This is a genomic window from Spirochaetota bacterium (assembly GCA_035477215.1).
Classification (GTDB): Bacteria; Spirochaetota; UBA4802; order UBA4802; family UBA5368; genus MVZN01.
On sequence record DATIKU010000041.1, the window covers coordinates 81,448 to 94,753 of the forward strand.

General features: G+C 54.7%; 14 protein-coding genes. 6 read left to right on the forward strand and 8 right to left on the reverse strand.

Annotated features, from left to right (window positions below; translation table 11 throughout):
* Positions 1 to 44 precede the first annotated feature (44 nt).
* Positions 45 to 1,184, reverse strand: coding sequence for a polysaccharide deacetylase family protein (locus tag VLM75_09740; protein ID HSV97204.1), 1,140 nt, complete (start codon positions 1,182 to 1,184; stop codon positions 45 to 47).
* 356 nt (positions 1,185 to 1,540) lie between these two features.
* Here VLM75_09740 and VLM75_09745 point away from each other — a divergent pair, with 356 nt between their 5' ends.
* Positions 1,541 to 2,050: a nitroreductase family protein gene (locus VLM75_09745; GenBank protein HSV97205.1), complete on the forward strand. Its 510-nt coding sequence runs from the start codon at positions 1,541 to 1,543 to the stop codon at positions 2,048 to 2,050.
* 19 nt (positions 2,051 to 2,069) lie between these two features.
* Here the strand turns inward: VLM75_09745 and VLM75_09750 are convergent, their stop codons facing one another.
* Positions 2,070 to 2,735 (reverse strand): DedA family protein, encoded by a 666-nt coding sequence (locus tag VLM75_09750; GenBank protein HSV97206.1) that lies wholly within the window; start codon positions 2,733 to 2,735, stop codon positions 2,070 to 2,072.
* A gap of 171 nt (positions 2,736 to 2,906) precedes the next feature.
* Positions 2,907 to 4,058, reverse strand: a complete 1,152-nt coding sequence (locus tag VLM75_09755) for a DUF819 family protein (protein ID HSV97207.1) — start codon at positions 4,056 to 4,058, stop codon at positions 2,907 to 2,909.
* Between the two features lie 232 nt (positions 4,059 to 4,290).
* Between VLM75_09755 and VLM75_09760 the strand changes: the two genes are divergently transcribed.
* From VLM75_09760 to VLM75_09775, 4 genes are all read left to right on the forward strand, one after another.
* Entirely contained in the window at positions 4,291 to 5,676 is a 1,386-nt protein-coding gene (locus VLM75_09760; GenBank protein ID HSV97208.1) for a sodium:alanine symporter family protein, read from the forward strand.
* On the forward strand, positions 5,673 to 7,040 hold the full coding sequence (locus tag VLM75_09765; protein HSV97209.1) for a sodium-dependent transporter: 1,368 nt from the start codon (positions 5,673 to 5,675) through the stop codon (positions 7,038 to 7,040). Before VLM75_09760 ends, VLM75_09765 begins: the two co-directional genes overlap by 4 nt.
* Before the next feature lie 61 nt (positions 7,041 to 7,101).
* Positions 7,102 to 7,653: an NUDIX hydrolase gene (locus tag VLM75_09770; protein ID HSV97210.1), complete on the forward strand. Its 552-nt coding sequence runs from the start codon at positions 7,102 to 7,104 to the stop codon at positions 7,651 to 7,653.
* A gap of 323 nt (positions 7,654 to 7,976) precedes the next feature.
* Entirely contained in the window at positions 7,977 to 9,035 is a 1,059-nt protein-coding gene (locus VLM75_09775; protein ID HSV97211.1) for a hypothetical protein, read from the forward strand.
* 50 nt (positions 9,036 to 9,085) lie between these two features.
* Here VLM75_09775 and VLM75_09780 read toward each other — a convergent pair whose 3' ends face one another.
* Positions 9,086 to 9,595 (reverse strand): tetratricopeptide repeat protein, encoded by a 510-nt coding sequence (locus VLM75_09780; protein ID HSV97212.1) that lies wholly within the window; start codon positions 9,593 to 9,595, stop codon positions 9,086 to 9,088.
* Positions 9,585 to 10,028: a hypothetical protein gene (locus tag VLM75_09785; GenBank protein ID HSV97213.1), complete on the reverse strand. Its 444-nt coding sequence runs from the start codon at positions 10,026 to 10,028 to the stop codon at positions 9,585 to 9,587. Before VLM75_09785 ends, VLM75_09780 begins: the two co-directional genes overlap by 11 nt.
* A gap of 212 nt (positions 10,029 to 10,240) precedes the next feature.
* Here VLM75_09785 and VLM75_09790 point away from each other — a divergent pair, with 212 nt between their 5' ends.
* Positions 10,241 to 10,675 carry a hypothetical protein gene (locus VLM75_09790; protein ID HSV97214.1) on the forward strand — a complete coding sequence of 145 codons (435 nt, stop codon included), beginning with the start codon at positions 10,241 to 10,243 and terminating at the stop codon, positions 10,673 to 10,675.
* Here the strand turns inward: VLM75_09790 and pdxA are convergent.
* The 3 genes from pdxA to VLM75_09805 form a co-directional block, all read right to left on the reverse strand.
* Positions 10,672 to 11,670: a 4-hydroxythreonine-4-phosphate dehydrogenase PdxA gene (pdxA, locus tag VLM75_09795; protein ID HSV97215.1), complete on the reverse strand. Its 999-nt coding sequence runs from the start codon at positions 11,668 to 11,670 to the stop codon at positions 10,672 to 10,674. The two genes, VLM75_09790 and pdxA, sit on opposite strands and share 4 nt — an antisense overlap.
* Positions 11,657 to 12,082, reverse strand: coding sequence for a polymer-forming cytoskeletal protein (locus VLM75_09800; GenBank protein HSV97216.1), 426 nt, complete (start codon positions 12,080 to 12,082; stop codon positions 11,657 to 11,659). The genes pdxA and VLM75_09800 overlap by 14 nt, the downstream gene beginning before the upstream one ends.
* 252 nt (positions 12,083 to 12,334) lie before the next feature.
* Entirely contained in the window at positions 12,335 to 13,123 is a 789-nt protein-coding gene (locus VLM75_09805) for a hypothetical protein (protein ID HSV97217.1), read from the reverse strand.
* Between the last annotated feature and the right edge of the window lie 183 nt (positions 13,124 to 13,306).

Sequence of the window (13,306 nt, forward strand, 5' to 3'; positions counted from 1 at the left end):
ACCTGTTGCAAATCTCGGCAACATCGGGTTTCCCCCGTTTTTCTTTACTCCACCACCGTATCGCCGATAAGCGAAGACACCATTACCAGTTCAAAACCCCGGTTTCGCAATCCGGAAATGATGGCGGGGACCGCGACGCATGAAGCGGTCTTATTTCCATGCATATGAAGCAGTATAATGGACCCGTTTCGGACGCCGCCAAGCACGGCCCTTGTCACCTGTTCGGGTGTTACGTCATTCCGGTAATCGTCGGCCGCGACATCCCACAATACGGTGTGGAATCCGTTTCGCGCGGCGGCCTCCCTCACTACCGGATCGACCTTCCCATAGGGCGGCCTGAAAAGCCTCCCCTGCCTGCCCGTCAGCCGATGAATAGCGCTCTGTGCGCGCAGGATCTCTTCGGTGACCGATTCTGATGATTTTCCGGTGAGATCGGGATGGGTATGAGAATGGTTACCCAGTTCGAAATGCCGGACGCTTCCTATTTTACGTACCATCTCCGGAAAGCCCTCCGCGAACCGTCCCGTAAGGAAAAAGGTCGCGGGTGTCTTCGACGCGACCAGGTGGTCGATCAGGCGGCTACAGCCTTCATGGCCCGCGTTTATCTCCCCGGAATCGAAACTGAGTGCGACGCGCGGACGTTCCCGCGGGCCGTGCTTCCAGACCCGGGGCGCGACGGGCGGCAATTCCATTACTCGACCGAGCTGCGGCCCGGGCACAAGAGGCGGACGCAGTATTTGCCGTAGCGGCTTACGCCTTAATTCCGGGGCGAGCCGGGCCGGCCGCGACGGTGCATCCGGGGCCACCGGCGGTCTACCCTTTACCAGCAGGCTTTCGGGCGGCGGCTTCTCCGTACCCGGAGCATAGGTCAATACGACCGGCGCGGCTGCGAGTCCCGGCATGGCTTCATCCGCGCCGTGGGAATCCGGCAGCGCCGGTGTGTCTCCATCAAGCATCGCTCTTCCGTACGATCGCGTTTTTATTTTTTTTGCAATATGCGCATGATACTGTACAATGCGGCCCCTGTAGACGACAACGGCGGCGTAACAGCGGCGTTTAATCGGCTGGACCATGGATTCCAGCGACGTTTTGCCCGTAAGGCCAGCCCATCCCGCAAACACGGCGATTCCCACAAACGCCAGAAGCGTCGCATGAGCTGCGGTAAAACCTGGTCGTCGATACATTATATGCCTTCCGGAAAAAACGTTCCCGCTCCTATACTTTTCGACAAATAACCGCCGACGCTTCGCGTATTTTTAACCGTACCAATGCCGCCGCCAATCCGCAAACGATGGGCAAGGTTTATGCCGGTACGGAAAACAAGTAAGCAAACGCTAAAATCATCGCGTCGGCAGTATAGTGCTTGCGAAAGAATACAGGCTGTCATAGTACTGAAAATTGACAGGGTGTATAATCGGAAAGACGGCAATCCCGGAATTTCCCCCGGATTTACCGCCGGAGGATGCTAAGCACGCTCGAGATTGCCTTGAATACAAAATACGGCGTTCTTTCATCCGCTTGATAATATGCGGGGGGTTATATGGAAATACTCAAGTCAATAATGTCACGCCGGAGCATTCGTCGATATACCGGGGAAAAGATCGCTCCTGATCAGATACGGATGATTATCGAGGCCGGCATGGCCGCGCCGTCCGCAGGCAACCAGCAGCCATGGCATTTTATCGTACTCGACGAACGCGCCGTTCTCGACGCGATACCAGAGCATCATCCGCACTCATCCATGATACGCGAAGCTACGGTCGCCATCCTGGTTTGCGGGGATGTTTCGGCCGAAAAGCACCGGGGTTACTGGGTACAAGACTGTGCCGCGGCTACGGAAAACATGCTCGTTGCAGTGACCGCCCTCGGACTTGGCGCGGTATGGCTCGGGGTGTATCCGCGGGAAGACCGCGTAAAAGGGCTGAAAGGCCTGTTTGGCCTGCCGGACCACATCATCCCCTTCTCACTCATACCCATTGGCCGGCCGGCCGAGGAGAAGCCTTCCGCGGACCGCTACGACCCTTCCCGCATCCACTACAACCGCTGGTAAGACCGACCGTTTCCGCCACTTACCCATCAACCCGCTGATTGTCGGCGCCGTTATTGCCGCTGCCGTTCAGCCCCGCGGTCTCTTTAATACGCCGCCGCAGGTACGCGCTTATCAGCACCACCACGACCACTACAACCACCAGTGCGAGTGCCCCGAACTGGCTCCGGGTGATCCATCGGATGAGCGTGTCCCGTTCGTAAGCGCCGAAATAGCCCAGGTACACCCAGAAGGGAACACTGATGAGCGCGGCGAAACCGTCGATCGCAATAAACTTGGGGAAACTGACGAAGCGCGTAATACCGGCCGTCGCGAATATGGGCGTTCGCAGGCCCGGCATGAAGCGTGCCGCGAAAATGACCCAGTATCCATGACGATTGAATCGTCGCTTAACGGCGGCATAGCGCGCCGGGGTGAGTATCCTGGCCACGAATTTAAGGCGGAGAAAGCGCTCGCCGAATATTCTGCCCAGGTTGTAAACGGTACCGTCGCCGATAAGCACGCCCGCCATCGCGATGACGGTCATAAAGTGCACATTGGTGTATCCCAGGCCGGAAATGATGCCCCCCGCAACCAGGGAGATGTCTTCCGGTACGGGAAGACCGAAACCGCACAGAAGGAGCACGCCGAACACGGCGATATAGCCGTATAGCTCGTAAAAATTGACCAACGATTGAATCTCAAACACGGGAGCCTCTGCCTCTCTTTCAATAGTAAGCCATTCTTCACACCAGAACCCGCCGGAGACAAATATTTTTCGCTCCGGAGCGTCAATTATTTATGATTTCTTAACGTGCAGCCGGGCTGTGCGCCCGCGGGAAGTGACGGTCCCATGGACGAACAGCCCGACGCTGACGTTTTATAGGGCTATACTGCGAAGAGTATACGCGACCGCAATACCGAGGTAGGTGCCAACCACCCAACCGACAATGCCGGTGACCACGCCGGTGATCACCACTTCGCGGTTCTTGAGAGCAGATGCGACCATCGGCACAAGCGGCGGCGAGCATATACCCGCGACCGAGGTGACGATGACCGTATCGGCGTCGATTTTGAAGATCCTGGCAAGCGATACATGCAGCAACAGGCAGGCGATGATGGTGAAGGCCACATAGACCAGCATGATCGGCGCGGTCGTAACCAGTTTGCTCATATCGGCCATGGAACTTACGACAAGACTGAAAATCAATATGAAATAATTACCCGCCTGGTAGGTCATTTTAATATTCCGCACGGCCGGTATGAACGAAAAGATAATGCCCAGCGTGCAGATGACCAGTATCGCCACGACGAACGCGGTGTCCTCTTTCAAAAGCAAAAAAGACGCGCCGCCGGTGATGAAGATCGCGAGTGCAAGGCCGAAAGCGCCGAGAAGCGGCGGGAAAACAGCCCTGGAAAAAATTCCTTCGTATGAATTTAAAGAAAAAGAAACGTCTTCGCTTGCGTTATCGGCCTTCCTGAAAGCCGGAAGAAATTTAAGAAAAACCCGCTGCCCTATCGTCATGAGAAAAAGCAGATATACGGACGAAACGACCAGGTCCGAAGTGTGAGCGGCGATGTACAGAGTCTGGTCGGTCTGAAGCGCCGTCGCGATCGCCCCCAGGTTCACCGTGCCGCCCGTATAGACGCCGACGAACATACCCGCGACCTTCCATGTTTCCTGGCCGATAATTCCGGCGAAGATGAAGTATCCCGCCACGGCGACAATGATAATGGCAATAATCTGAAGCATGTACGAGAGCATGGATTTTCCCGCCAGTCGGGTCCAGCGGCGCACATCGAGCGAGAAAAACATGAGCGGCAGCGCAAGCGAAATATTAACCAGCATGAGCGGCTGCTGCACTTTTGAAAAATCGGGCGGGATCACGCCGATATTCCCGACGATGATCCCGGCGACGTAGCAGACCACTACCGCGCCTAATTTGTCAATGGAAGAAAACCGCCTGCAGAGTTGTATCGCCACCACGGGGAAAAGAAGATAGAACAGCAGCATTCCGGCAAGTACGGCCATAGAACCTCCCATAATCGCACTTAAAGAATATCGTTCATTTAGTGAACTATATTCAGCCACTTAAACTGCATGTCAACACATTTTACACTTCCAATTATTCTTGACGAACGATCGTCGGTGCACCATGCTTGCGGCGTCCGGTCGTTCTATTCCGCGCCGGGAGGGCTTTTGGTCGAACGTCGCGCGGGTTATAACAGAACCCGATACTCACAGTGCATGCTTCGGAGGGAATATGCAGGAATTCCACGAGGTCATCAAATCGATCAACGGCTACCTCTGGGGGCCGGCCATGCTCATACTGCTGTTCGGCACGCATATCTTCCTGACCGTCCGCCTTCGTTTCATACAACGCTACACCGGCCTCGGAATACGGCTTTCGTTCGCCAGGGACACCGACGGACACGGAGACGTAAGTCACTTTGGCGCCCTCACCACGGCCCTCGCCGCCACCATTGGCACCGGCAATATCGTCGGTGTCGCGACCGCCGTAGCGCTTGGCGGGCCCGGGGCCGTGCTATGGTGCTGGCTTACCGGCGTTTTCGGTATATCGACCAAGTACGCCGAAGCGGTGCTCGCGGTCAAATACCGCGTTAAAACATCGGACGGCAGCATGCTGGGAGGCCCCATGTATGCGCTCGAGCGCGGACTTAACGCCCGCTGGCTGGCCATGCTCTTCTGTTTTTTTACGGCAATTGCGGCCTTTGGTATCGGCAATACCGTACAGGCCAACTCCATCGCCGCAATGGTGGAGGAAACTTTCGCGGTGTCACCATGGATCACCGGCGCGCTGATGAGCGTTCTGGTCGGCGTCGTCATCCTCGGAGGCATCAAATCCATCGCGCGCGTATGCGAAAAGCTCGTTCCCTTTATGGCTTTTTTTTATATCACCGGATGCATCATAATCCTTTTTATCAATGCAGGCGTTATCCCCGAAACGGTAGCGCTTATCGTTAAATCCGCGTTTACAACCCAGGCCGCCGGCGGCGGGTTTGCGGGCGCGACGGTGATGATGGCCGCCCGTTTCGGAATCGCCCGGGGGCTTTTTTCGAACGAATCCGGGCTCGGCTCGGCCCCCATCGTCGCCGCCGCGGCCCAGACGCGCAATCCCGTCAAACAGGCTCTCGTTTCCTCGACGGGCACCTTCTGGGACACCGTCGTGATTTGCGCATTGACCGGCCTGGTGCTCGTAAGCGAAATCGTTCTCAATCCCGCGGACCTCGGCGGTCTCACCGGCGCGGCGCTCACCAGGTCCGCCTTCGCGAAGATCCCGGTGATAGGGCCCGTACTTCTGACCGTCGGCCTGCTTACTTTCGTGTTTTCCACGATTCTCGGATGGTCGTATTACGGCGAGCGCGCCGTCGAATACCTTATGGGCAAGCGGGCCATCCGCCCGTACCGCTACCTCTGGGTGCTCGGCGTGATGGTAGGCTCGGTCGCCGCCCTCCCGCTGGTCTGGGACCTCGCCGACGCCATGAATGCGATGATGGCCATTCCAAACCTTGTTTCACTTTTACTATTGAGCGGCGTTATCGTCGCCGAGACCCGTAAATACCTGTGGGATGACAATCTCGACGCCCATGCGCACCATGACAACCGCCCGGTCGAGGGCAAGCCATGAGCGATAATCCCGAAAGGGAACACTGGGGCTCTAAAATCGGGTTCATTTTCGCCGCCGCGGGCTCCGCTATCGGCCTCGGAAACATCTGGAAATTCCCATCTCTGGTCGGCGCAAACGGCGGCGGCGCGTTCGTTTTTGTGTATCTTGTCTGTATCCTTATCGTCGGTCTTCCCATCATGATAGCCGAGATCGTTATCGGACGGCACACGGCGAAAGGCCCCGTCGGCGCGTTCAAGATAATCGGCGCCGGAAGCCGCTGGCGGTTTATCGGCTACATGGGAGTACTCTCCGGTTTCTTCATTATGACGTTTTACAGCGTGGTGGGCGGGTGGACCCTCGGTTACATCGCAAAAAGCCTGTCGGGCGCGATCAATGCCGTCAAGGATATCTCCACCGCCGAAGCCGTGTTCGACGGTTTCGTGCGAAACCCGGTCGAGGCGATAGGGTGCCACTTTCTGTTCATGGCCGCCACCATGTTCATCGTTATACGCGGCATAAAAAACGGCATTGAGAAGTGGAGCAAGGTGCTTCTGCCGCTTCTTCTCGTCATACTTCTGGTCTTGGTCGGCAAGGGGCTCACCATGGACGGCGCTCTCGACGGGCTTGCCTTCTATCTCAAACCGGATTTCTCTAAAATTGAATTTAAAACCATTATCGAGGCCATGGGTCAGTGTTTCTTCAGCCTGAGCCTCGGTATGGGCGCCATGATAACCTACGGGAGCTACCTCTCCCGGAAGGAAAAGGTCCTCGGCTCTTCGCTTCAAATCGTCGCCTTCGACACCCTGGCGGCGCTGCTCTCCGGGCTCGCCATCTTCCCCGCGCTCTTCGCCGTGGGAATGACCCCCGAAATGGGCCCCGGGCTTACATTCAACATCCTGCCCGTCGTTTTTTCAAAGATGAGTTACGGCACCGTTTTCGCGGCTTTTTTTTTCATCCTGCTGTTTATTGCCGCACTCACCTCGGCGATCTCACTTGTTGAAGTTGTCGTTGCCTATGCAACCGACGAAAAAGGCTGGAGCAGGAAAAAGGCCGTGTTGATTTTCGGGACGGCGATCTTCATCCTCGGAATTCCGGCCGCGCTCTCATTCGGCGTTCTCGCCGAATTCCGGCCGTTTTTCGGCAATACCTATTTCGACTTCATGGACAAGCTCACGACCTTCTACATGCTGCCTGTCGGAGGTCTTTTAATCGCGCTCTGCCTGGGCTGGAAATACGGCCTCGAAAAAACAATGCACGAGCTCGACGTTGACACAAAAAGCGTCTTTATCGAAAAGCTGTGGGCCGTTACGATCAAGTATATCTCGCCTTTCATTCTCGCGGTGATTATTTTATATTTCGGCGTTTATCGTCTGATCGCAGGGTGACAAAGAGTATAATGAGGCCACTCGCGTCTTTGACGACAGACCGTAAAGCGACGGAGGTCCGATGAAAAAATGGGAGATACTCGATCGCGCCGACTTGATCTCGACCGGTGTTTTTTCCATACAAAGGCTGCAATGCCGTCATCCCGTAAATAAAATCGAACATCCTTTTTACCTTCTAAATACGCCCGACTGGATTAATGTCGTCGCCCTGACGGACGATAACCGGTTTATAATGGTCCGCCAGCATCGCCTCGGCACCGACGAGTGCACGCTGGAAACGCCCGCCGGTCTTATCAACGCCGGCGAGGAACCCGCGGCCGCCGCCTTCCGCGAGCTCCAGGAAGAAACCGGCTATACCGCCGCCGATATTGTTTTACTGAAGCGCCTTTCCGCCAATCCGGCCATTCTCACAAATTACATATATTTCTACCTTGCAACCGGTTGCAGAAAGACGGGCGGACAGAAGCTCGATCCGGCGGAGGACATCGACGTGGAACTGTACGGGAGGGATCAGATACCGGATTTAATCGAAAAGGGCGTCATCAACCATACGATAATTGTCGCCGCATTCAGCCTCTATTTCTCTTCCATGCGCGTTCAATCGGAAGGGTGATCGCGGACGGACCGCGATTACCGCCGCCTGTCCAGGCCGGGGCCGCATACCTGACGGTTTGCGAAAAAGCCGTCAAATTTACGCGAAATTGCCGCAAATATCTATTGACAGCAGAAAAAATTCCGTGTACGGTGCGATTTGATTAGTCTGTGGTGCTCAATCTGCGGCGATCAACAATCTGACCTGCAATATGCGGCCCGGTAAAGTCGCCGGGTGCCGTAAAGGCGATCAATCACCGTTCACTAATCGGCAAGTACTCAGCCTTGACGCTCTGTACTTTCACGCATTTAATAAACGCGTATTAATAAAAAACGGAGGTCGTTATGCTAAAAAGGTTTACCATATTGATTCTCTGCCTGAGTTTCGCCATTTTCGCATCATCGCCGTCCTTCTCACAGGGCAGCCCGGCGGCGAAAGAAGAGAAAAAGACCATGGATATGGCCGGAGACGAGGCGGTAAAAAAGGACGCTGCGATGTCATCAGCGATCAGCGCTCTGCAGGCAAAGACGTATTACGACGGCGTTACAACCTACGCCAACTCGAAAGTCCTCTTCAAGCTCACCACCAAAGACAACGTGATGACCGACAGGATCGAGTACCGTATTAATGACGGAGCCCTTGCGCTGTACCAGGAGCCATTCGTGATCGACAATGAAGGCAAGCACATCATCGTCTTCTTCGGAACAGACAAGCTTGGCAACAAGGAAGATGAAAAGACCTTCCGAATCACCATAGACAACACCGCGCCGGATATTACGGTTATCGCCGGCAAACCAGTGGTGAAAATCGGCGACAAACTCTACAGCACCAAGACCGTCAACTTCACGGTCATCGCCAAGGACGCCCTTTCCGGCATCGAATCGGCCCTGTACTCGATAAACGGCCGCGACTATTCCGACTACGTGGCCCCCTTCAATATCATCAACGACGGCGAAGTGGAACTCAAGGCCAAGTCCGTCGACCGCGTCGCGAACCTGTCCGAGATGTTTTCACTTAAAGTAATCGACGACGCCGACGGCAAGGAAATCGAACTCCGCGAGACCGCGGTCAAGCTCTTCATCGACAATATTGCACCGAAAGTGAGCGTTACACCGGACAAGGAGCTTGTCGTGAAAGACTCCAAGGCGATTGCCTCGGTCGACTATAAATATGCAGTTGCCGCCGAGGACAACGAATCCGGCGTGGCATCGATACTCGTTCGTATCGACGGCAAGGGCGATTTTATGGCCTACAAGGCGCCGATCGCTTTCACAACCAACGGCGACCATCTTATCGAAGCCAAAGCTGTCGATAAAATGGGCAACATGTCCAACAGCACCATTCTTTCAGTCTTTGTTGACATAATTCCGCCGCAGTCGGTTATCGAGACCGTAGAGAAGTAAACCCCGCAAAAAAGAGGCGGACGCCCCGGCGGCCGCCTCTTTTTTTTCTTCTAAAACAGAATATCAGAATCCCGTTTATTCTTCTCCAAAAGATAGCGTTCGTACGATTTGACCGCGTTCGTGCCCTGTTTTGTCAGATCATACACCACGGCCATATTGTAAAGAGCCTCCACCAGGCCCCGGTCGAGTTCGTACGCGGTATGAAAGGCATTGAGCGACTGACCGTAACGCTTTGACAGCATGTAGCCGATACCCAGGTAAAAGTACCCACGGGCCAGGCCTTTATCCAGATCGACCGCTTGCTCCAGATGATACACCGCCTCTTTAAGCATTCCATCCCGGTAAAGGCAGACCTTTCCCAAACCGTAATGCCCCAATGCGTAGTGGGAATTCATTTGTAGGGTTTTTCTGAAAGCAGTAATGGCGCCATCGATATCACCATCCATGGCCATCCGCTCGGCGGCTTTATACAGTACCGTCGAATTGGTTCGCGCATGGATGGCCGGCACAAATACCAGAGCGACGAGGAAGGCGACGAGCACAATGGGCTTATTTCGCATCAGGTATCATCTCTCGAAGATTCTCGTAGAGAAATTTGTCGATACCCTTGTCATAATAAACATATCCCACAAAAACCACCCATAGCACAAGTGTGATAAGGCACATCAACTTTAACAGGCGTTCGGCCCCCATTTCATCGGCCTTGTAAAAAACGATCACCAGCGCAAGCGGCCAGAAAAAGAAAAGGTTTACGAACGCGAGCGCCACCAGCTCTTTTAAAAAATCAATCGTCATCGGGTACCAGTTCGCGGTGAATGCAGCATATCCTCCCGAGATTTCTTTCCAGAAGAACCAGACATAAAATCCGAAAATCAACGTCGCGACGATTTTCCAGAAAAACTCTATGCGCGGTCGAAACCAAAGGAATACCGTTGTCAGGCTCCACAGGGCGATAAAGAAGAAAATCGATTTTACGAGAAGCGCTTTTTCCATTGCCGGGTCAGCCGTATCTTTTTAAAAAACTTTACAATATCCACTATCGGTAGATAGCATACCGCAATTAAGCCATAAATATTTATCCGATACCGACACAGGGGAGATTCCTAAAATCGCAGGCCATGTCTCGAACCCATAACAGGCATAAAACCGGTTTGCCGGGCGTTATCCCATCGGTACGGCGCCGATTGTCGCCGGCAATCCCCGTCGTGGTCATACTCGTCCTCCTCTCCGCCTGCGCCCGTGGCACCGTTAGTGACAATTCCGGAATTGCGGCCCTTACCATCACCGTCGCTCCGGGAATACCTGTCGACACCACAATGCTTCTAAAATCCATGAAGTTGCTCCTCGACGGCGCGCCGGCCGGTTCCGACACAACGATCGAATTGTTCGTCTATGGGCATTCACGCGGCAGGGAGCTTTTTCTGTACAACGGCGACGAACACGCAACGGTAAAAAACATCGAGGAAAACATGAGTATCGCCGTGCTGGTTAAAATCAAAAAGTCCGGGTTTACGACGGGGGTGCTTTTCGCCGAGGCATCCGGGGAGGGGGACGAGCACTTGCTGAAAAACGCCGCAAGGGAAATCGCCGCAAGGCTCTCCGGGGCGGGATTCAGGACTTCGATCCTTCCGAAGCGTTAGCGACGTTTCTGTACGGCAAGGCGGCAGGCCAGCCTCATAGCCTCAAGCGCGCTGCCGTTCGCCGCAATGCGCCTGCCGGCGATGTCGTAAGCCGTACCATGATCCGGTGATGTCCGCGTTATCGAAAGGCCGATGGTGATGTTTACACCGGTATCGAACGCGAGCATTTTGAACGGAATCAGCCCCTGGTCATGGTACTGTGCAATCACCAGATCGTACCTGCGCCAGCGGTCAGGCAGGAAAAGCGTATCCGCGGCCATCGGCCCTTCAACGTCGATCCCCTCGGACCGGGCGATCCTCACCGCATCCGCGGTCACCTTTCCGTCGAATTCACCGATTGCCCCGTCGTCTCCACAATGCGGGTCCAGTCCCGCGACCGCGATGCGCGGCTCGCGTTCATCGATTAATGCAATCGCCTCCCTTCCCGCACGTATCGCGGTGAGGATGCCATTTGCATTTACCGCCCCGCTCACCGCGGCCAGCGGCATATGGGTGGTTACAAGCAGTACCCGATAGTCGCGGGAGAACATCAGCATGCGCGGAGCGTCCTCCCCGAGGGAGGACGCGATATATTCGGTATGGCCCGTAAAGCTGCAACCGGTTTTTTCGATGAAACCCTTGTTGACGGGCCCCGTCACCAGCGCATCGATTACCCCGCGCTTCCATAAATCTATTCCGGCGTCTATATATGCCTTCGATTCGCTGCCGGTCGCGACCGTTCCCTTCCCCGGAGCGGGCTCCTCCCAGCCTCCAACCACCGCGGCGAGATACCTCCCGCCGGCTTTAAAATCCGCCGGCGAACAGCGTCCGGCATCCAAGGCTTCGTAACCCGTCGCGAGATCGCCGTATAAACGCTCGACCACGGACGCGCGTCCTATCAGCACCGGAACTACAGACGGGTCGGCCAGTCGATTGGCGGCCCCGATCATGACCTCGGGGCCTATTCCTGCGGGATCGCCCAGGGTTATCCCAAGGCGAATGTCAGTCCTTGCCAAGAAACTCCTCGGGGATGATTTTATTCTTCTCATATTCCGTCTCGATAAGGTCCTTGGCCGATGACTTGAGGTCGTTCGAAATATTGCACCGTCCCTCAAGGATAACTCCGTTCTGGATGATGAGCTCGGGTGTCTTGATATCGCCGTAAATTTTCGCCGTCGGCATGAGGAGCACGCGGTTCGAGGCGTTGATATTGCCGATTATAAGTCCTTCAACGATTACGGATACCGCGTTGATATTCGTTTTCACCTTTCCGGTCGGTCCGATGTAAAGCTGGTCGGCCTGCAAATACTTTCCCTCAAACCTCCCATCAACCCTGAGCGATCCATTGATCAGGAACCTGCCGGTAAAATAGGAATTTTCACCGATGAGGTTGCTCGCGATATCGCCGCCGATCTTTGTTAGCGCCATTGCATTCCCTTTCCTGTCGTTCAGATTTCAGAAGCGTCGTAGATTTGCTGCAAAATGAACACCCCATGATTTCTCCATCCGGCACACAGGGGAGAAACCGCCGATCAACCGCCCGCCCTCGGAAGGATCATACGCACACGCGCCCGAACCCGGCGGGGAGGCCTGAAAGTTCGTTTATTCCGATAACGGGATAATACAATATGTCCGTCAGGGAAAATGTCAACAGCAATTATGCCGGGCCACCGTTTTTGTTCAGCGCGGCTTTTCAAGTTTTTTGATCTCCGGCAGGTTGATCACCTCGAGCGCCTCCTCGATGAACTGTCTCAAACGCTTCAGTGCCTCGGCAACGCTGAATCCGGCAAATGTATGATGGGTTTCATAATCCGCGTACGAAATGATCTCATCGTGATTGAGGACCATGGTGCCGCCGAATTCGGCATCGGACAGGAGCGAAGTGACGAATTCCCTCGCCTCCTTGAAAAATTCGTGGAGATCGAACAATAAAACGCGCCCCTGTTTGATACGCATCATCTGGAGCTGGCTGCTGTATTCCGGGGAACGGGACCTCCCGATATCCGAGATGGTTTGAGAGAACAATTCGAGAGATCTTCCGCACTGCTCGAGCCTTCGATACAGGGCGTCGCGTGTACCGGAGTTCGAAAAATCCAGTTTCGTGTGCTGGTCGGAAATAACGCCCCATACCCTCTCGCCGAAGTGTTTCATGATACTCGCGGCCCTGTTGATTTCCTCGTCACTTGGATACGGAGACACCTGCTCGAACTCAACATCGCGCAGCGCGATGTGCGTCCCATGATCCATACCGGCGGAATTCCCCTGGGCAAGCATCGTTTCGGAATAGATTGCATCCTCAAGCTCTTTGACAACAGCCGAGGGATACATCTGCTGCAGCGAGTTCCTTAGGCTTTCAAGGTCTTTTTTAACCCTGCCGCGCTGCTTCGGATCGGAGGTCGTTTTTTGTACTCCCTCGAGGAGCTTTATGGATTTGACTATCTTTACGGCTTTTTCTTTCTTTTCGTCCATGCCTTCCCCGGATTTGTTTCGCGGATAACCGTTCGCACACGCCATTTTTCTTGTATCATTCCTCATCTTCAGTTTCAACAAGAATATTTACATCTCACGAAATCACATTTCCCGGGCCTGCGAAGTACAGGGGCCCCGGGGGGCCTTGCCGGATGCAAAGAGTCTGATGTCCGGACGTATTCC

Coding starts and splice junctions, on each gene's coding strand:
- VLM75_09740 (HSV97204.1), bottom strand. CDS start 1,184: ATGTATCGACGACCAGGTTTTACCGCAGCTCATGCGACGCTTCTGGCG.
- VLM75_09745 (HSV97205.1), top strand. CDS start 1,541: ATGGAAATACTCAAGTCAATAATGTCACGCCGGAGCATTCGTCGATAT.
- VLM75_09755 (HSV97207.1), bottom strand. CDS start 4,058: ATGGCCGTACTTGCCGGAATGCTGCTGTTCTATCTTCTTTTCCCCGTG.
- VLM75_09760 (HSV97208.1), top strand. CDS start 4,291: ATGCAGGAATTCCACGAGGTCATCAAATCGATCAACGGCTACCTCTGG.
- VLM75_09765 (HSV97209.1), top strand. CDS start 5,673: ATGAGCGATAATCCCGAAAGGGAACACTGGGGCTCTAAAATCGGGTTC.
- VLM75_09770 (HSV97210.1), top strand. CDS start 7,102: ATGAAAAAATGGGAGATACTCGATCGCGCCGACTTGATCTCGACCGGT.
- VLM75_09775 (HSV97211.1), top strand. CDS start 7,977: ATGCTAAAAAGGTTTACCATATTGATTCTCTGCCTGAGTTTCGCCATT.
- VLM75_09780 (HSV97212.1), bottom strand. CDS start 9,595: ATGCGAAATAAGCCCATTGTGCTCGTCGCCTTCCTCGTCGCTCTGGTA.
- VLM75_09785 (HSV97213.1), bottom strand. CDS start 10,028: ATGGAAAAAGCGCTTCTCGTAAAATCGATTTTCTTCTTTATCGCCCTG.
- VLM75_09800 (HSV97216.1), bottom strand. CDS start 12,082: ATGGCGCTAACAAAGATCGGCGGCGATATCGCGAGCAACCTCATCGGT.
- VLM75_09805 (HSV97217.1), bottom strand. CDS start 13,123: ATGGACGAAAAGAAAGAAAAAGCCGTAAAGATAGTCAAATCCATAAAG.